General features: G+C 37.9%; 13 protein-coding genes. 7 read left to right on the top strand and 6 right to left on the bottom strand.

Features of this window, described 5'->3' with window-relative positions:
* Window positions 1–439: 439 nt before the first annotated feature.
* Window positions 440–2032, top strand: a complete 1593-nt coding sequence (gene nadB / locus B4B65_RS00365; protein WP_293912328.1) for an L-aspartate oxidase — start codon at window positions 440–442, stop codon at window positions 2030–2032.
* Between the two features lie 7 nt (window positions 2033–2039).
* Complete coding sequence (locus B4B65_RS00360) at window positions 2040–2555, top strand: gamma carbonic anhydrase family protein (RefSeq protein WP_293912326.1); 516 nt, start codon at window positions 2040–2042, stop codon at window positions 2553–2555.
* On the opposite strand, the gene B4B65_RS00355 is transcribed toward B4B65_RS00360, so the two are convergent.
* The 5 genes from B4B65_RS00355 to apaG all read right to left on the bottom strand — a co-directional run bounded on the left by B4B65_RS00355 (window position 2552) and on the right by apaG (window position 9252).
* Window positions 2552–4105: an Ig-like domain-containing protein gene (locus B4B65_RS00355; RefSeq protein WP_293912323.1), complete on the bottom strand. Its 1554-nt coding sequence runs from the start codon at window positions 4103–4105 to the stop codon at window positions 2552–2554. The two genes, B4B65_RS00360 and B4B65_RS00355, sit on opposite strands and share 4 nt — an antisense overlap.
* A 200-nt stretch (window positions 4106–4305) precedes the next feature.
* Window positions 4306–6165, bottom strand: a complete 1860-nt coding sequence (mnmG, locus tag B4B65_RS00350) for a tRNA uridine-5-carboxymethylaminomethyl(34) synthesis enzyme MnmG (protein ID WP_293912321.1) — start codon at window positions 6163–6165, stop codon at window positions 4306–4308.
* Between the two features lie 76 nt (window positions 6166–6241).
* Window positions 6242–8104 carry an ABC-F family ATP-binding cassette domain-containing protein gene (locus B4B65_RS00345; RefSeq protein ID WP_201681024.1) on the bottom strand — a complete coding sequence of 621 codons (1863 nt, stop codon included), beginning with the start codon at window positions 8102–8104 and terminating at the stop codon, window positions 6242–6244.
* A complete protein-coding gene (locus B4B65_RS00340; protein ID WP_293912316.1) occupies window positions 8101–8766 on the bottom strand; it encodes an NAD-dependent epimerase/dehydratase family protein in 666 nt (221 codons plus the stop codon). The genes B4B65_RS00345 and B4B65_RS00340 overlap by 4 nt, the downstream gene beginning before the upstream one ends.
* Window positions 8767–8865: 99 nt before the next feature.
* Window positions 8866–9252, bottom strand: a complete 387-nt coding sequence (apaG, locus tag B4B65_RS00335; RefSeq protein ID WP_002998519.1) for a Co2+/Mg2+ efflux protein ApaG — start codon at window positions 9250–9252, stop codon at window positions 8866–8868.
* A 201-nt stretch (window positions 9253–9453) separates the two neighbouring features.
* Here apaG and B4B65_RS00330 point away from each other — a divergent pair, with 201 nt between their 5' ends.
* From B4B65_RS00330 to B4B65_RS00310, 5 genes are all read left to right on the top strand, one after another.
* Window positions 9454–10164, top strand: a complete 711-nt coding sequence (locus B4B65_RS00330; RefSeq protein WP_293912312.1) for an SAM-dependent methyltransferase — start codon at window positions 9454–9456, stop codon at window positions 10162–10164.
* A 179-nt stretch (window positions 10165–10343) separates the two neighbouring features.
* Entirely contained in the window at window positions 10344–10814 is a 471-nt protein-coding gene (locus B4B65_RS00325; protein WP_293912309.1) for a hypothetical protein, read from the top strand.
* 45 nt (window positions 10815–10859) lie between these two features.
* Entirely contained in the window at window positions 10860–11957 is a 1098-nt protein-coding gene (locus B4B65_RS00320) for a Nif3-like dinuclear metal center hexameric protein (protein ID WP_201681020.1), read from the top strand.
* Window positions 11957–12706: a zinc ribbon domain-containing protein gene (locus tag B4B65_RS00315; protein WP_293912306.1), complete on the top strand. Its 750-nt coding sequence runs from the start codon at window positions 11957–11959 to the stop codon at window positions 12704–12706. Before B4B65_RS00320 ends, B4B65_RS00315 begins: the two co-directional genes overlap by 1 nt.
* A 124-nt stretch (window positions 12707–12830) precedes the next feature.
* Window positions 12831–16094 (top strand): S41 family peptidase, encoded by a 3264-nt coding sequence (locus B4B65_RS00310; protein ID WP_293912303.1) that lies wholly within the window; start codon window positions 12831–12833, stop codon window positions 16092–16094.
* A gap of 46 nt (window positions 16095–16140) precedes the next feature.
* Here B4B65_RS00310 and B4B65_RS00305 read toward each other — a convergent pair whose 3' ends face one another.
* Entirely contained in the window at window positions 16141–18651 is a 2511-nt protein-coding gene (locus tag B4B65_RS00305; RefSeq protein WP_293912300.1) for a phosphocholine-specific phospholipase C, read from the bottom strand.
* Window positions 18652–18704 lie beyond the last annotated feature (53 nt).

Raw genomic sequence — 18704 nt, 5'->3', positions numbered from 1 at the left:
AGTAGCGAAAGAATTTGAAACGAAATCCACATTCCCTTTTTTCAATAATTAATAACTCTTTTTATAAAAAGGAGACTTATTGTTTATTAGTGTGTGGAAAATGGGGAAAGTTTTAAGAATTTATATTTGCGATTATTACTTTTAACATAGTTATCCACATTTATCCACATCTAAAGTTTATAAATAGAGCTGATTTTCAGATATATGAAAATTACTCTTTTTCGTTTTCCATATTTTAGTGTGAATTGTTTGTTGTTTACATTTTGTTAATAATGGGGTAAAGTTGTGGTTATAATTTGTTCACAATGGCTGGATTTTTTGTGGAAATGTGAAATAAAAAATAGTTTTCATTTTTAATTCACCATTTATCTACACGTTATCCACATATTTTGTTAATTTGTTATCTGAAAAACTAGATTTTTAATACGCATTAGTATTTATGGGAGATCGTAAGGTTGATTTTTTGATTATTGGTTCCGGAATTGCTGGTTTAAGCTTCGCTTTGAAAGCTGCAAAAAAAGGTAAAGTCTTGATAGTCACTAAGTCTAATGAAGATGAGTCTAATACCAAATATGCACAGGGCGGTGTTGCTGCAGTTGTGGATAAGTCTGATAGCTTTGAGAAGCATATACTTGATACTCAGATAGCTGGTGATGGATTGTGCCATGTGGAAATTGTGGAAAACGTTGTTAGGGAAGGTCCTGAACGTATAGCAGAGCTTATAGCTTATGGTACTAACTTCGATAAGGTAGATGATGACAGCTATGATCTCGCAAAAGAAGGTGGTCATTCCAAACACCGTATTTTACATTATAAAGATATAACTGGTTATGAAATAGAACGAGCCTTGCTGGCTAAAGTACATCAGGATCCTAATATTGAGATACTTACACATTATTTTGCAGTAGATTTAATTACGCAGCATCATTTAGGTGAATTTGTTGATAAGAAATCGGACGATATTAAGTGTTTTGGTATCTATGCATTGAATACAAAGAATCACCGTATAGAGAAGATTTTAAGCCGTATTACCTTGATGGCTTCAGGAGGTGCAGGACATGTGTATTCGAGTACGACTAATCCTACGATAGCTACCGGTGATGGTATAGCAATGGTCTATCGTGCTAAGGGCAAAGTGCGTAATATGGAGTTTATACAGTTTCATCCTACAGCTCTTTATAATCCCAGTCAATATCCTGCATTTCTGGTATCCGAGGCTGTACGTGGCTTTGGAGGTATCCTGAGACGTGTGTCAGGGGAACCATTTATGGAAGAGTATGATGAACGGGGTTCATTAGCACCACGGGATATCGTAGCTAGGGCAATAGATGCTGAAATGAAGAAATCAGGTATCGATTATGTATACCTGGATATTACGATGCGTAGTAAAGAGGATATTTTAGCCCATTTTCCAAATATCTACGAAAAGTGCTTATCCATCGGATTGGATATGACAAAGGATTATATTCCTGTATCTCCGGCTGCACATTATTTATGTGGGGGAATTCTGGTAGATGCATACGGACGTAGTACTATTAATAATTTGTATGCATGTGGAGAATGTTCATCTACCGGGCTTCATGGAGCTAATAGATTGGCTTCCAATTCATTACTGGAAGCTGCTGTATATGCCCACCGGATCTGGCTGGATGCTGCTGAAAAGTTAGGGGATATCGATTTTGAGGAAAATATACCAGACTGGGATGATTCCAATACAAGTTTATCCAATGAAGATATTCTGGTCTCACACAATCTTCGGGAGACACAAAAAGTAATGTCCGATTATGTTGGTATTGTGCGTTCTGACTTCAGATTGGATCGTGCATTCAGAAGACTTGGATTTTTGTATGATGAGACGGAAGAATTTTATAAGCATACCAAATTATCAGTGCCGCTTTGTGAATTGAGAAATGTCATTCAGGTTGCTTTTTTGGTTATTAAGTCAGCTCAGGATCGCAAAGAAAGCAGAGGACTCCATTATTCAACAGATTATCCTTATCATGCTGATATATTAAAGGATACTATATTTTAGAAGACATATGGCTGTTATTTTACCTGTTAAAGATAAATACCCTGAATTTGCGGAAGATTGTTTTATAGCCCCTAATGCGACCGTTGTAGGTGATGTGGTTATGGGCAATAAGTGTTCGGTATGGTTTAATGCTGTGATAAGAGGAGATGTAAACTATATACGAATCGGATCTTATACGAATATCCAGGATGGGGCTGTTATTCATTGCACTTACCAGAAGAACGGAACTGATATAGGTAGTTATGTCAATATTGGCCATCAGGCTATGGTACATGGTTGTGTAGTAAAAGATTATGTATTGATCGGTATGGGCGCTATTGTCATGGATAAAGCCGTAGTAGAGACTGAAGTTATTATTGCTGCAGGCGCTGTGGTACTGGAAAATACCATATGTGAATCAGGCTATCTGTATGCAGGTGTTCCAGCTAAAAAAATAAAAGCGATAACTGATGAACAACGGGAGATGTTGCATCAGTTACCGCATAATTATGTGTTATACAGTTCCTGGTTTGAAAACAGTTAATTTAGATTGACTGTTTCATTTTGTTCCCAGTTGGCCCGTATTGTAAATGTTTTGTTAAGATACCATATTTGTTCTGCCTGCTTTTTTGTTTTTACATCTGCAGGATCCCATACACCATTCTTGTTAGCATCATATATTACACGTAAAGAATATCTGCCACCCGGAAATTTCTTGTAGGATATCGTATTATCAGGGCCTAATATCTGCCTGTTAAATACCTTTTCTTTCTTGTCATCGATAAGTTCTACCACATATTGCATAGTACTGTCTATATTGGTAAAATTGAAGTTTATATCTCCGTAATTTTCGCTTTCATCCAATGTGAAATTAGTTTTGAACTCCTTATTATGATCTCCGAATAATCCTGTTAAAGCTTTTTCTTCTAAAACTAATGTATAATTCCTTTTAGGTTTCCAGTTAAAACGAATATGATATAGCTGATTATTAAGTGTATCTTTTTGCAATTGGAAGTTGGTTCTTGCTACACTATCTTCTGTGAGTTTCACTTTAGATTTATCTATTGAGGCTAAAGGTATTTTAGAGGTAACGGTGATATGCGTAATCTTATCTACTTTATTACTGATATTCAGGACAGGTAGTATTTCTTTTTCGAACTTCACATTTACTCCTTTCTTTAATATTACAGTGTCCATGACCGTATTATAATTGCGTATCTCCAATTTAAGAGAGTCAAAATCAGTGTTTTGAGTATATATTAATGCACTGTCTTTATGTACACCATAGCGTACATATTTAGATGCATCCAGTTCCTGTGGAGATAATATTTTTATAGCCGGATCAAGTAGAGGTCGGTTAAATACAAGTTGTATACCCCCATCCTTTTCCAGTTTCTTTTCACCGGTTCTGAATTTATCAGGGTAGGGTTTAGTAAATTCCAATTTGATATTACTCGTATCTTTCTTTAATACGATGCTGTCATTGAGAAAACCTATCCAGTCATCTGTGCTTTCATATATACGATTACTGCTTTTCTCCTTCAAGGCATATATACGGTATGTATCCTCTCTCAGGTTATTAAATTTGAAATTACCAGCTGTATCTACAGCCGTAAATATATTCGCTTTACGTTTACCAAATATACTGTCCTGACGGGTGGGAATCAGAATAACGATGACATCTTTATCTTCATTCTTCATATCCAGACTCTTGGTATATCCGTTCAGAACTGATCCTGATATAGAAAGAGAGTCAAGCTCATCACCAGTGGCAAATACATACGAATAGTTAGGAAGCGGATTACCTTCATTATAGTCGACTAATCCTTTTCCGAAGTGGATTGTATATGTTGTATTTTCTTCTAATGAATCTGGTAATGTTATTTCAAGATTTTTTTTCTTGATTTTATATTCAGGTTGAGTATCTACATCCGGGGATATACTGAATTCTTTAAACTGACTGTTTAGTTTGACATACTCATCGAATTCCAAAACTATTTTTTTTGCTTTGAAATTTCGGGTATAATTTTTTGGTAACTCACTTAATATTTTCGGTGGAAGTGAATCTTTAGGCCCGCCAGTAGGGTGTTGCATGTTGGCGCACTGTATAGTACTTAAAATAAGAAGACAAAAAAATGAAAAAATTACCACTTTTTGAAATAGGGTAGTTTTTAGCGTTTCTGAGCTACTTTTATCTTTTTTGGATGTTTGTGTCATAAAATTAAAAATATCTTCTTATATCCTTTTATTTTAAGCTTATATATTTTATTGTTAATATACTGAAAATCAATATATTAACTCATGTGTACCATTAAAACACTAATATCAGCAGGTGAAACTCCTGAAATTCGGGAAGCCTGTCCCAATGTTCTTGGCTTAACCTTTAACAGTTTTTGCCTTGCTTCTATAGAAAGAGAAGTTAAAGAATTGTAATCAAAATTAGGATTGATCTCTTTATCTTCCATTTTTTTCATACGGTTGACAATCTCCATTTCTTTTTCAAAATAGCTGTCGTATTTTACTTTTATTTCAGCCTGCTCTATTGTTTCTTTATCAAACTGATTTAAATAGTTTTCAAAATCACTATCCGCTTTTTTGATATCGTAAATATTAATCTGTGGTCTGCTTAGTATATTAAACATTCTGGTTTTTTGAGATACCGGCGAGGAGTTAAGATCTTCGAGTACCGGATTAATGTGATCCGCTGTTACACTATTTTGTCTTAAATATTCTACAATAGCATCTGAATTTTTGATCTTTTCATTTACCTTATTCAGTCTCTCCTCTCCTACCAGACCCAGTTTATAAGCCATTGGTGTAAGACGAATATCTGCATTATCCTGACGTAACAATAAGCGGTGCTCCGCTCTTGATGTAAACATTCGGTAAGGTTCTTCCGTACCTTTTGTAACTAGGTCATCAATCAAAACGCCTATATAAGATTCAGAACGTTTTAGCGTCAGTTCATGAAGATCATTTATTCTCTGGTGAGCATTGATACCTGCAATGAATCCCTGTGCTCCTGCTTCCTCATATCCTGTTGTTCCGTTAATTTGTCCTGCAAAGAATAAGTGTTTTACTCGAAGTGTTTCTAGTGTCAGATCTAGTTGCATTGGCGGAAAGAAATCGTATTCAATAGCATATCCCGGTCTGTACATTCTGGCATTTTCAAATCCGGGAATCAGTTGTAATGCTTTTTGCTGTACATCTTCCGGAAGAGAAGTCGAAAATCCATTCACGTATATTTCTACCGTATTGAATCCTTCCGGTTCTACGAATATCTGATGTCTTTCACGTTCTGCAAATCTGTTTATTTTATCTTCTATAGAAGGACAATATCTGGGACCTAAGCCTTTTATTCTTCCTGTAAACATAGGGGATCTTTCGAATCCTGTTTTCAGCATTTCATGAACTTTGTCATTTGTGTAGGTTATCCAGCAACATCTTTGTTCTGTAGGAATAGGTACATCTGTATAGGAAAATCTTCCTTTATTTTCATCTCCCCATTGCTCTTCCATGAGGTCGTAGTTAAGAGATCGTCCATCTATACGTGGAGGTGTTCCGGTCTTCATTCTACCCGATTCAAAGCCGAGACTTACTAATTGTTCGGTAAGACCTGTAGCTGCTTTCTCTCCAGTACGGCCTCCTCCGAATTTTTTTTCTCCGATGTGGATCACTCCATTTAAGAACGTTCCGTTTGTCAGAACTACTGCATCTGCTTCTATTCGTATTCCCAGAGAAGTAATGACTCCCGCAGCTTTATCGCCTTCTACTATGACTTCTTTAACGGTATCCTGCCACATATCCAGATTAGGGATAGCTTCGAGTTGCATTCTCCATTCTTCAGCAAAGCGCATTCTGTCATTTTGGGATCTTGGACTCCACATGGCAGGACCTTTGGACAGATTAAGCATTCTGAATTGTAGTGTAGATTTGTCTGCTATGATACCTGTGTATCCACCCATTGCATCAATCTCTCTTACGATCTGCCCCTTTGCTACTCCTCCTATTGCTGGATTACAGCTCATCTGAGCGATTACACCCATGTTCATTGTAATCAACAAAACAGATGATCCCAGGTTGGCTGCTGCTGCTGCTGCTTCACATCCGGCATGACCGGCCCCTACTACAATTACGTTATATTTCTTAAACATTTTATTTTAGTTTCACGTGGAACAATCACTGCTTCACGTTTAATTTATCTATAGTTTCACGTGGAACGCTTCCTTATTATTCTGCAAGCTCTGCTAATAATAACCAACGTTCTGTTTTTTCTTCTAGTTTTAATTCAAGTGATTTGATAGCTTCCGCAATCTCGACGAGTTGTAAATGGTCGGTTGTTGAATTTAATACTTCTGTTTTTTCTGCTATCTGCTGTTCTAAAGAAGTGACTTCTTTTTCCAGATCTTCATATTCTTTTTGCTCTTTATAGCTTAGCTTTTTCTTGCTTGGTTGTTCTTTTACTTCTACAGGCTTCACATTTGTTTTTCCAGCTTTGAGTTGTTTGTTTAATAGGTCCTGCTCTGCTTTGAAGTCTGCATAGTTTCCGTTATATATGTTGATATTTCCTGATCCATCAAAGATGAAAAGTTGATCGGTCAGTTTGTCTACCAGATAACGATCGTGTGAAACAAGAAGAAGTACGCCTGTATATTTTTCAAGAAAATCTTCCAGTACATTTAAAGTATCAATGTCAAGATCATTAGAAGGCTCATCCAGAATAAGAAAGTTTGGATTACGCATAAGCACGCGCATAAGTTGTAAACGCTTACGTTCTCCCCCACTTAATTTTTCAACCATGCCGAATTGTTTCTCCGGAGGGAATAAGAAATGTGTTAATAATTGAGAAGCGGTGATCACTTCTCCTTTAGCCATTTCTATATATTCAGCCACATTCTTTACAACGTCTATTACACGTTCATTGGTTTGAAATTCCAGACCGCCTTGTTTATAGTATCCGTATACTGTAGTCTCTCCTACACTGATTGTTCCGGACGTTGGTTTTTCAATCCCTGTGATTAAATTCAGGAAGGTGGATTTTCCGGAACCATTGCGACCGGATAAGCCTATGCGATCTCCCTTTTTGAAAGTATAGCTGAAATTTTCAATTACCGATTTAGTTCCGAAGCTTTTAGAAGCATTTTCTATTTCCAGAATTTTGGAGCCCTGGCGACTTACTTTTACACTCAGCTGTACAATGTCATTTTTCTTTGCGGCTTTAGATTTTTCCTCTAGATCATAGTAAGCTTCAATTCTGGATTTGGATTTAGTCCCTCGTGCCTGCGGTTGTCTGCGCATCCATTCCAATTCCTTACGCAACAGATTTCTGCTCTTTTCAACCAATATGGAATCATTAGCTTCGCGTTCTGCTTTTTTCTCCAGATAATAGCTGTAGTTACCTTTGAATGTCAGAAGATTTCCTCTGTCAAGTTCGCGGATTTCTGTACAGACTCCATCCAAAAAGTAACGATCGTGCGTTACTAATAATACTGTTTTATTTCCTGTAGTCAATAACTTTTCTAACCATTCTATAGTCTCTATATCCAGATGATTCGTAGGCTCATCTAGAATATAGACATCAGGTTCGTCAATTAGTAATTTTGCAAGTGCCAGCCTTTTTCTCTGACCACCTGACAGATTATCTATCTGCTGGGTGAAATCAATAATATTAAGGCGGTTTAGAATAGTCTTGATGTTGTATTCATATTCCCATGCATTAAGCAAAGATAATTTTTCAGTGAGATCTTCCAGTTTTTGCTGATCAGGTTCATCTGTACTTAACAATTCTTCATATTGACGAATTAAAGTCTGCTGTTCGTTATCCGCACTATAGATGAAATCATTGATAGAATGTAATCCTGAAAAGTCAGGATCTTGAGCAAGAAAGCCAATTTTAATTCCTTTTTCCTTTACTACTTTTCCTGAAGTCGGAATTACCTTTTCTGCTAAAATAGATAGAAGTGTAGATTTGCCGGTACCGTTAATTCCGACAAGAGCTATCCGGTCACCCTTTTGTAGTCCAAAATGGATGTCTTTGAATAACCATCTGTCATTGAAGGAATGACTGACCTGTTCTGTAGATAATATACTCACGCTAATTCTTTAATTTTCGCTGTTTTGAAGATATGTGTGCCTGTGACATCAGATAAACATATTTTTATCATTGATCTGGCTACATCTTCCCCTTTTATACTTTTATAATCTTTTAATTTTCCTATTAGGAAATAATTTATAATATTCATAACCACTGAAGAGACCTTCTCCAGCATTCTGTTTTCTTTGCGTTTTCCCAATAATAAGGATGGTCGGAATATGAATGTTCTTTCAATCGAAAGTAATTCTATATCACGCTCAATCTCTCCTTTCATTTTCAGATAGAAGTTATTGGATAATACATTAGCTCCCATACTTGAAACCAAACTCACAGCAGAAAGCCTTTTGTCTTTGAGATGCTGTGCTACCGACAAAGGATAATCATGATCTATCTTATAATATGCAGACAGATCAGGAGTTTTACTTTTGGTACTTCCCAGACAGCAATACAGGTGATCAACAGCTATATTTTCCAGCTGATGTGCTATTGAATCTGCATCTGCTATAATATTGATAAGCTTGGGATGTTGCATCTGTAGCTGACTTCTTGATACAGCGTATACTGTTGAATACTGTGTATTATCCAAAAGCATCTCGACCAAAAAGCTGCCAATCAGGCCTGTGGAGCCTAAAACAAGTGCGGTATAGCCAGTCTTATCCATAATAAGGTACAAAAATACAGAATTTAACGGGTTTAAACAGCGTAATATTTATAGGAAAGCTTAGAATTGTACTTCTTTATGACAGTGTATATATAACTGTTAATTTAAGCGGTGATTAGCAATAAGGTTAAAACGGGGAATCTCTACATAAAAAATCTCTCCGTCTAACTGGCGGGACATTTGGTATGTACCTTCCATATAGCCCATTTCGCTTTTAAGATTACAACCGGATACATATTGATGTGATTCTCCTGGCTGTATAACTGGCTGTTCTCCCACTACCCCATCTCCTTCTACTTCTCTGTGTTCTCCAATTGCATCAAATATTTGCCAGTGACGACGCAATAGCTGAACGGTATAATCGCCTACGTTTTCAATAGAAATACGATAAGCAAACATGAAATGTTCCTTTTCAGGATTAGAATATTCCGGTTGATAAATACTCTCTACCGAAATCTTTACACCTTCTGTTATTAGAGATACCATTAATGCAAATATTAATATAATTTATAAATTATCAAAGAACAACTCCCTGAATGTGATAAAATTACGTAAAAATGAAAAAATCCTGAACCAGAGCTTGTTAATGTTTGTTAAATGACGATTACGTAACCTAATCAAATGCTGACAAACAAGATAAATTTGTATTCGTCTGATCATATTCGTCATAAATGACTAGGTTTGTATATGTCAAAAGGTATATTGTATCTCCTTCCTGTTCCGTTGAGCGATGACGCTGCAATGGCTTCTTATACACCCTATTTACAAGAGACCATCAATACACTGGATGAATATATTGTAGAAAACGAAAAAACTGCCCGGAAATTTTTGAAACAAGCCGGTTTGTCTATTCCGCAACAACAGTTGATCATCCATGATTATGGTAAACATAACCGTGATCAGGGAAATAAACAGGAGTTTTTCAAAGGACTGATGGCTGGCAAGAATGTGGGATTAATGTCTGAAGCTGGATGTCCGGGAGTAGCAGATCCGGGTGCGGATATTGTCGCTGAAGCACATAGCAAAGGTATAAAGGTTGTTCCTTTGGTGGGACCAAGTTCGATTCTTTTAGCCTTAATGGCTTCTGGTTTCAGTGGACAGAAATTTGCATTTCAGGGATACCTTCCTATTGATAAATCGGATAGAAACCGGAAGATAAAAGATCTGGAAGCACAGGCATACAGAGACAAGCAGACGCAGATTTTTATAGAAACTCCCTTTCGCAACAATGCCTTATTCGCGGAATTACTGAAGGTCTGCAAGCCTCAAACCAAAATATGTGTGGCCTGTAATCTGACTGCTCAGGATGAATTTATCCTGACACTTACAGTGGATCAGTGGAAAAAAAGAAAGGATGATTTTCACAAAAAACCGGCTATTTTCCTTCTGTATTTTTAAAGAACAGAAATAGAAGAATGACTCTGTAATAAGCCTATTTTCGCTGATTTTGTAAGAAAAATAGAACCAAAGAACTTTTTACAGGTTGTTAAATTGTCAGATAGGTGCTAAATATTATTCATAAATATCAAGTTTTGAATAATTCAGCCTATATTTAAAGAAGAAATTCAAAATTAAGAATGCTAGAGTTTACACCTGATAAGATGACGATGGAAATGCTGTACATTGTTTTGGCAGCATCCGCAGTTCGTCTGATTTGCTGGATTTTATTTGCCAATACCATTCGGAAAACATTAAATCTGATCGCTCCGGAAAACAGGAATATTTTGCCGTCACAAGCCTGGTTTGTAGCTGTGCCGTTGTTTAATATTTACTGGCACTTTGAGGTCGCACGAAGACTCTGCGACTCCCTGAATAATGAATTTTATGACCGTAAAATTCCGGTGGAAGAAAATCCAACACGTAAGGAAGGACAAATTTATGCATGGACATTTCTTTCCATTAATATTCCTTTTCCACCCTTTATACTTGTTATTGCAGGTATTATGAATCTGATTTATTTCATTACATATTGGGTAAAGATCAATCAATACAGAGTTTTATTGATAGAGCACAATAAGTTTGTGGAAAAAGAGGTTAATGAAGGATAAAGGCCTGATCCTTTTCTTTGGTAAAGTAAAGCAAATAAGAGTTGAATGAAAATATTTGAACTAACAAACTATTTAGAGAGTATAGCTCCTTTGGCATATCAGGAATCTTATGATAATTCTGGTCTGCTAGTGGGTAATCCCGGAGATGAGATTCACCGTGCATTAATCTCCTTAGATTGCACCGAAGCTGTTGTGGATGAAGCTATTGCTGAAGGATGTGATATCATTATTTCGCACCACCCTATTGTATTCGGGGGCTTGAAAAAGTTTACCGGATCCAATTATGTGGAGCGAGTGATTATTAAGGCTATCCGGAATAATATAGCTATTTATGCTATTCATACCAATCTGGATAATATCTTTGGTGGGGTCAGTTCAAAAATTGCGGAGAAGCTTCATCTGGAAAATACAGCTATATTAAAGCAAAAGAAGAATCTGTTAAATAAGCTGGTTGTATACGTACCGAGAACACATGTGGAGCTTGTGCGGACGGCTCTTTTTGATGCAGGAGCAGGCAATATTGGTAATTATGACCAGTGTAGCTACAACAGTGCCGGATACGGAACCTTCAGACCATTGGAAGGTGCTGAACCCGCTATTGGTGAGATCGGTCAGCAGGAAAGGGTTGAAGAGACTAAAATAGAAGTTATTTACCCACAAATAAAAGAGCGTGAGATCCTCGTAGCCATGTATGCAAGTCATCCCTATGAAGAGGTTGCGTATAATATTGTTACATTGCAGAATAATTATCAGACTATAGGGTCTGGAGTGATAGGAAATTTATCCGAACCGATGAGTGAAATAGATTTTCTGCAATACTTGAAAGAAAAGCTCAATCTTACAGTCATTCGTCATACTGAATTGAGAGGCAAAGAAGTGTCTCGGGTAGCAGTATGTGGGGGTGCAGGAGGCTTTTTGCTTGCTGATGCAAAAAGATCAGGAGCAGATTTTTTTGTTACGGCAGATTATAAGTATCACGAGTTTTTTGATGCTGAAGGTCAGATAGTCATTGCAGATACGGGACATTTTGAAAGTGAACAATTTACGCAAGAATTATTGTTAGAGATTATTCGGAATAAATTTGCTAACTTTGCAGTCCTAATAACGGAAACAGACACAAATCCAATAAAATACTACTGTTAATGGAACAAACTGTAGAACAAAAATTGAAAGCATTATGGTCTTTGCAAACCATACATACTAAAGTCGATAAAATTCGTCAAATCAGAGGTGAATTGCCTATCGAAGTAGCTGATCTTGAAGATGAAATCGCAGGATTAGAAACCCGTATTGAGAAAATCAGAACGGATCTGGATGAATTGGAAGATTCTATCGTAAAGCGCAAAAACATGATTAAGGACGCTCAGGGGGCCATCAAGAAATATGAAGGTCAGCTGAACGAAGTTAAAAACAATCGTGAATATGATGCTATCACTAAGGAGATCGAAATTCAGGGCTTAGAAATTCAGGTTTGTGAAAAACGAATCAAAGAATATGAGTTTGAAATCCGTAACAAGACTGAACAGTACGAAAGCACAGAAAAAACCTTAGGTTACAATAAGACTGAGCTTGAAGGAAAAAGAAAAGAGCTGGATACAATTACGGCAGAAACTCAAAAAGAGGAAGATACGTTATTGAAGAATGCTGAAGCAGCAGAAAAAAACATTGAAGATCGTTTAATGAATGTCTACAACAGACTTCGTAATTCATTCAAAAATGGTCTTGCTGTAGTTTCTATTGATCGCGACAGCTGTTCAGGATGTCACAATAAGATCCCTGCACAGATGCAATCTGAAATTCGCCAACGCAAAAAAATCATTATTTGTGAGCACTGCGGACGTGTAATCGTTGACGAAGGAATCCTACTGGAAGTAGAAGGCGAAATGGTTTAATTTCGATTTACGATAAAAAATGTTAAAGCGCTGATAATCTCAGCGCTTTTTTTGTAAATAAGATTTCATAGCCGTATCTTCATGCTGTTTTACAACAAAAATTTAATAGCATATTTCCTACTTTATGAATAAAAAGCTAAGATTCTATTTCAATAGTATCATTCTCACTGTAGTTTCAGCTACAGCAGCTCAGGGACAACAACAGGAAACACTGTTGTTGAGAAACCCCAGCATTAGTCAAAATCACATCTCTTTTGTATACGGAGGCGATATCTGGATCGCAGGAAGAGACGGCAGTAATCCTAAAAGACTTACAGTCAACCCCGATGTAGAAAGAAACCCAATGTTTTCACCCGACGGAAAGCAGATTGCTTTTACAGGTAACTATGATGGTAATGTCGATGTTTATACCATCTCTGTTGCTGGAGGTGAACCTAAACGAATTACGTATCATCCTGCAGCAGATGTTATGAGAGGGTGGATTAATAACCAGGAACTCTATTTTACAAGTACACAGGAGTTTCAGTATTCATTGGGCTCCAGACTCTATAAAATCAATATAAACAAAGGAAAAGACGAAGCTCTTCCTATGCCGACAGCTTTTGAAGGCTCCCCTTCTCCTGACGGTAATTATTGGGCATATTTAAAAAATTCCGACCCTACGGAACGCGAAGTTGTAGCTTTTAAAAGATACAGAGGTGGAGGTATGCCTTCGATCTGGATTTTCAATAATAAAACAAATGATATTGAAATCGTACCCGGAGAAAAAAGTAATAATGTTAAGCCTATATGGTTAGGAGATAAGATCTACTTTTTGTCAGATAGAGATAAAATCGTGAATATCTTCAGCTACGATACAAAAACCAAGAAAACAGAGAAACTTACCAATAGCAAGGAATACGACATCCGGACATTGAACGGCTTCGGTGATGATCTTATTTATGAAGCTGAAGGTAAGATCTATACCTTCAATATTAAAAGTAAAAAGACTTCTCATATCCCTGTTCAGATCTTTGCAGATAACACGTATAAGCGCCCTCATTATACCAATATATCCGAAGGTATCCGCAATTGGAATGTCTCTCCTACGGGTCAGCGGGCAATTTTTGAAGCAAGAGGCGAAATATTCACAGTACCTAAGGAAAAAGGTGATGCAAGAAATATATCCTCTTCACCAGGCTCTCATGAGCGTTTTCCGAATTGGTCACCCAACGGAAAATGGATATCTTATCTGTCTGACGCAAGGGGAAAATATGAATTGGTGCTGAGAGATCAGATGGCCAAAAATGACCCTATTTATATATCACTGGGAGATTATTACTTCTATTTTGATCCGATCTGGTCTCCGGACAGCAAAAAGCTATTCTTTAATGATGCCCATCTCAACTTGTATTATGTAGATATTGACACGAAGAAAGTGACAAAAGTTGATGATGATGTCCTGGGATCGCATACTAACAGAACAGGCAATTATTTTGAACCGTCATGGTCCCCGGATTCTAAATGGATATCTTACATCAAAACATTACCGAATACTGTATCGGCAGTATTTATGTATAATCTGGATACAAAGCAAAGTCAGCAGATTACGGATGGTATGTCTGAAACGCATCAGCCTACATTCAGCAGAGACGGAAAGTACCTGTTTTTTACGGCTAGTACCAATACCGGGCTGACAAACTCGGGCTTGCATATGTCCGCCTATGAGCGTTCCCCTAATTATACCATTTATGCCTTTATTTTAGCTAAGGATACGCCTTCTCCGTTTAAACTGGAAAGTGATGAAGAAGCTGTTGGTAAGGATAAAGAAAAGGAAGAAGAGAAGAAAAAAGAAGAAAAAGAGGAAAAGAAAGAAGAACCGAAAGTCAAAAATATAAAAGTCGAATTTGATCAGATTTCTAATCGTATTGTCGCTTTGCCGTTACCTGCAGGCTATTATAAACTGGATGGAAGAGTGGAAGATATGCTGCTTTACCAACGCGGACGTACTATCGGAGCATATGATTTAAAGAAGCTGGAAGATAAAGTATTTGTAGAGGGTGCCGGTGGATTTGAGGTTAGTGCAGATGGTAAAAAGCTGATGTACAGTTTAGGCGGGTCATATTTTATTGTGAATTCTAACCAAAAGCCTATTCCTGATAACGGTAAACTAAAGATTGATAATGTTAAACAGCTTGTAGATCCTGCTGCTGAATGGAAGCAGGTATTCAATGAGGTCTGGGCAATGGAAAAAGAATATTTCTATGTTGAGAATATGCATGGTGCAGACTGGAATGCGGTAAAGCGTAAATATGAGAAATTTCTGCCGTACGTGAACCATCGTTCGGACCTGTCTTATCTCTTGAATGAAATGATGGGTGAGATGGTTGTTGGTCATAGTTACATCTATCCGGGAGATCAGCCAAGAACTCCGTCTGTGAATGTAGGAATGCTGGGTGCGGACTATAAAATAGTTGACAACCGTTATCAGATAAGTAAGATCTATACCCGTATGGAGTGGAATCCTGAGCTGCAGGCACCATTAGCTGAGCCGGGGATAGAGGTTTCGGAAGGTATGTTTATTGTCTCTGTAAATGGAGTGGAACTGACTGCTGATATGAATATTTATAGTTTATTCAATCAAACAGCAGGAAAGCAAACGGTCATTATGGTGAATAGTAAACCATCCCTTGTTGGTGCAAAAGAGGTTGTCGTGAAGCCGATTCCTTTCAGTGATGAAATAAACTTACGCCAGACAGAATGGGTAGAGCGTAATAGAAAACGTACAGATGAACTTAGTAAAGGCCAGATTGCGTATGTGTATATGCCGAATACCGGATCAGAAGGATATACATCGTTCAACAGATACTATTTCTCTCAAATGGATAAGAAAGCCCTGTTATTGGATGAGCGTAACAACGGTGGAGGATCGGTAGCCGACTATGTCATCGATCTGCTGTCCCGTGATCTGATCGCTGGCTGGGGTATACGCGACGGAAAGAGCTTTACTACACCCGGAAATGGTATTTACGGACCAAAGGCAATGATTATTAATGAAAATGCAGGATCAGGAGGCGATATGATGCCTTATATGTTTCGTCATAAAGGCTTAGGAAAGCTGGTTGGACGTACGACTATGGGCATATTAGTAGGTATCAGTGGCTACCCTATTCTATTGGATGGCGGAAGGGTAACTTCTCCTAACTTTGGGATATTCGATCTGAAAGGAAATTATATTATCGAAAATGAAGGTGTTGCTCCTGATGTTTTTGTGGAGCAGACTCCAAAAGAAGTGCTGCAGGGTCGTGATCCGCAACTGGAGAAAACGATACAGATCTTGTTGGAAGAGATGAAAACATATCCGTATCAGCAGATGCGTAAACCGGCAGATCCGGTCAGAGTAAATTAATAGAACGAGTGAAAAGGGCTGAAGTTTAATCTTCAGCCCTTTTTCGTTAAATAACACGTCCCATCTGAGGATCTGTCATCGAGGAAGTACCTGTCTCTGCTCTTCCGGCAAAACCACGTTCAAAGTTCGGATCATCAGCTAATAAAACCTTAACTTCATACCAGTTAAACGATTTTTTCCCATTGATAGAAATGATTTTTTCCTGATTGGGCTTCAGGCTTATTTTCTCCTGAAGCTGTTGATAGATCTGTGCAGATACAATTACAGGTCGTGTTTTATTCGCATCTGTATTTTTAATCCTGAGGTTGATATTGCCAGTCGGAATACCTTTCTTATCTAATTCATATTCACAGGTTACGTCTAATAATTGTGAACTTTGATTGCCTTTGAAGGTTCTTAAAAATCCGTTAGGACCATATACCCGTAAGTCATAGTTGTCTTTGAAGTCGGCAAGATTCCATTCAAAATCTACCTGATTTCCGGCTGAAGTAGCAAAAGGCCAGTAGCTAACACCGTCATTATAGGAAGGCCCGGAATACACATTGAAAGGCGAGCCTAATGCGTTGTCTTTAAATATATTTTTTCCGGCATTAAATCGAAGTTTTATTTTAGATGCAGTCATCTCAGCATCTACATACAACTCATATGCTAATGCAGAGGATTCTTTTATACCAGATTCTTGTTTAGGTAAAAACGGACTCGTAGCCGGAGATCTGTTTGCTGTTTCTATTTCTGAAGAGGACAGCGCATGGTGGTTTTTCGGATAGTCCAGTGATTTGCTTTTATCTATTCTCAGGATTTGTTCATTGCGGTCAAGAAAATCCGGAGAAGATGTACTTTTATTCGTTTGAGGACGGAAAGCCGAAGTCAGATCGCCGGTAATACCTCTTCTCCATGAGCTTATATTACTTTCAAAGATTTGCTTGTTGTACTTTTTATTCAGGAATGTTTCCATAAATTGAATAGTAGAGGTAATATCGCATACTTCGGAATTAACCCAGCCTCCCTTAGACCATGGTGAAGCAATGACCAATGGAACGCGATACCCCAGGCCGACAGGGCCTTCAGTTGCACTTTGCTCTGATACACCGGCTGCAATCTCTTGTTCGCGTGTTACATATTCATCACTATAGTCCAGATCCGCAGAGGTTCGGCCCGATGCAGGATCATTTGGATTAGGCGCAACAAAAGGAGGTATATGGTCAAAATAACCATCATTTTCATCGTAGTTAAGGATAAAAATAGTTTTTTTCCAGACTTCAGGATTCTGCGTCAATATATTCAGCACTTCTGAAACATACCAGGCGCCGTACATCGGTGCGCTCGGATGATCAGAAAAGTTTTGTGGAGCAACCAGCCAGGAAACTGTAGGCAGCTTTCCGGATTTGACATCCTCTCTGAACTGATATAGTACATCTCCTTTAGGAACCGTAATATCTTTTGATGTTCCCTGATCATCCATTGATACCGTTTCGATTTCGTGGTAGTGCGGATCTCCTTCATTTGTTTGAAAGGCTTTCGTTACAAGCGCTTTATCAAAATTGCTTAATGCAGCAAAGTTCTCAGCACTGTATGTTTTTAATGCAGACTGATAGCTCTCGAGTTGCTGAATTTTGTTCTTTAAGTTCTTCTGTAATTTTTGGCTATCAGCAGCCTTTGTATTTTTTATCTGTGTTTCCAATTCCGCAATTTCTGCAGGTAATTGCGTTACACGTATTTTTAAGAAATCGGTATGGCTTTTCTTGAACCGTATATTATATTGCGCGAACCACTCCAGATTATTGTCTGTAAAATTGCCCAACCAGGGTTCGCGTTCTCCTTCAAGCGCATTTTGGATGCTGACCTCATTTTGATAGACTCTCCAGCTGATATTATTTTCTTCCAGCCGCTCAGGAAAAGTTTTCCAGTGAGCAAGTTGATTAAAATAGATATCGGAATTACGCACAAGCGGCTTTTCTCCCTTTTTAGGGACACATTTTCCTGTCCAGAAGAAATGGCGGTTAGTGGTAGTTCCGGTTATAGAAGAACAGAAATGCTGATCACAAATCGTAAAGGCATCTGCAAAAGCATAATAGAATGGAATATCAGCTCTGGAATAGTAACCCAGTGTCAGTGGAATATCTCTTTGTTCTTTTACTCCCGAACGTTTGGCCTCCAGCCAGTTATCGTGTTTTCCCTTATTGCGTGCAGCAGATTGGTTTTCCCAGGAATGCGGAAGATCTCTTGTCCAGGCTGCATTCGAATTTTGCAGATCCAGCCGGAATGGAGCATACGTTTTACCTTCTTTATTTTGCTGTAACCAGACCAGATTTTTATTGGGCAGCTGGATTGCTCTGGGATCATTAAATCCACGCACACCTTTTAAGGTACCAAAGCTGTGATCAAAAGATCTGTTTTCCTGCATCAGTAGTACGATATGCTCTGCGTCATAGAATGTGGATCCGGCCGCCGGCTCAATAGCTAGTGCTGCCTGAATAGATCCGGGCAGGCTATTAAAAAGACCAAAGGAACCCGTTAATAACGCGGCCTTTTTAATAAAATCTCTTCTATTTTCCATAAGAATTAGGTGTTTGCGGGAAAAATCCGCAGTATTTGTAAAATTGAACGTGC

The organism is Sphingobacterium sp. UBA5789 (assembly GCF_002418355.1).
GTDB lineage: Bacteria > Bacteroidota > Bacteroidia > Sphingobacteriales > Sphingobacteriaceae > Sphingobacterium.
The sequence above is the reverse complement of the archived record's forward strand: the minus strand, read 5'-3'. Positions and strand labels throughout refer to the sequence as shown.

Coding starts and splice junctions, on each gene's coding strand:
- B4B65_RS00360 (WP_293912326.1), top strand. CDS start 2,040: ATGGCTGTTATTTTACCTGTTAAAGATAAATACCCTGAATTTGCGGAA.
- mnmG (WP_293912321.1), bottom strand. CDS start 6,165: ATGTTTAAGAAATATAACGTAATTGTAGTAGGGGCCGGTCATGCCGGA.
- B4B65_RS00355 (WP_293912323.1), bottom strand. CDS start 4,105: ATGCAACACCCTACTGGCGGGCCTAAAGATTCACTTCCACCGAAAATA.
- B4B65_RS00325 (WP_293912309.1), top strand. CDS start 10,344: ATGCTAGAGTTTACACCTGATAAGATGACGATGGAAATGCTGTACATT.
- apaG (WP_002998519.1), bottom strand. CDS start 9,252: ATGGTATCTCTAATAACAGAAGGTGTAAAGATTTCGGTAGAGAGTATT.
- B4B65_RS00305 (WP_293912300.1), bottom strand. CDS start 18,651: ATGGAAAATAGAAGAGATTTTATTAAAAAGGCCGCGTTATTAACGGGT.
- B4B65_RS00340 (WP_293912316.1), bottom strand. CDS start 8,766: ATGGATAAGACTGGCTATACCGCACTTGTTTTAGGCTCCACAGGCCTG.
- B4B65_RS00330 (WP_293912312.1), top strand. CDS start 9,454: ATGTCAAAAGGTATATTGTATCTCCTTCCTGTTCCGTTGAGCGATGAC.
- B4B65_RS00320 (WP_201681020.1), top strand. CDS start 10,860: ATGAAAATATTTGAACTAACAAACTATTTAGAGAGTATAGCTCCTTTG.
- B4B65_RS00315 (WP_293912306.1), top strand. CDS start 11,957: ATGGAACAAACTGTAGAACAAAAATTGAAAGCATTATGGTCTTTGCAA.
- B4B65_RS00310 (WP_293912303.1), top strand. CDS start 12,831: ATGAATAAAAAGCTAAGATTCTATTTCAATAGTATCATTCTCACTGTA.
- nadB (WP_293912328.1), top strand. CDS start 440: ATGGGAGATCGTAAGGTTGATTTTTTGATTATTGGTTCCGGAATTGCT.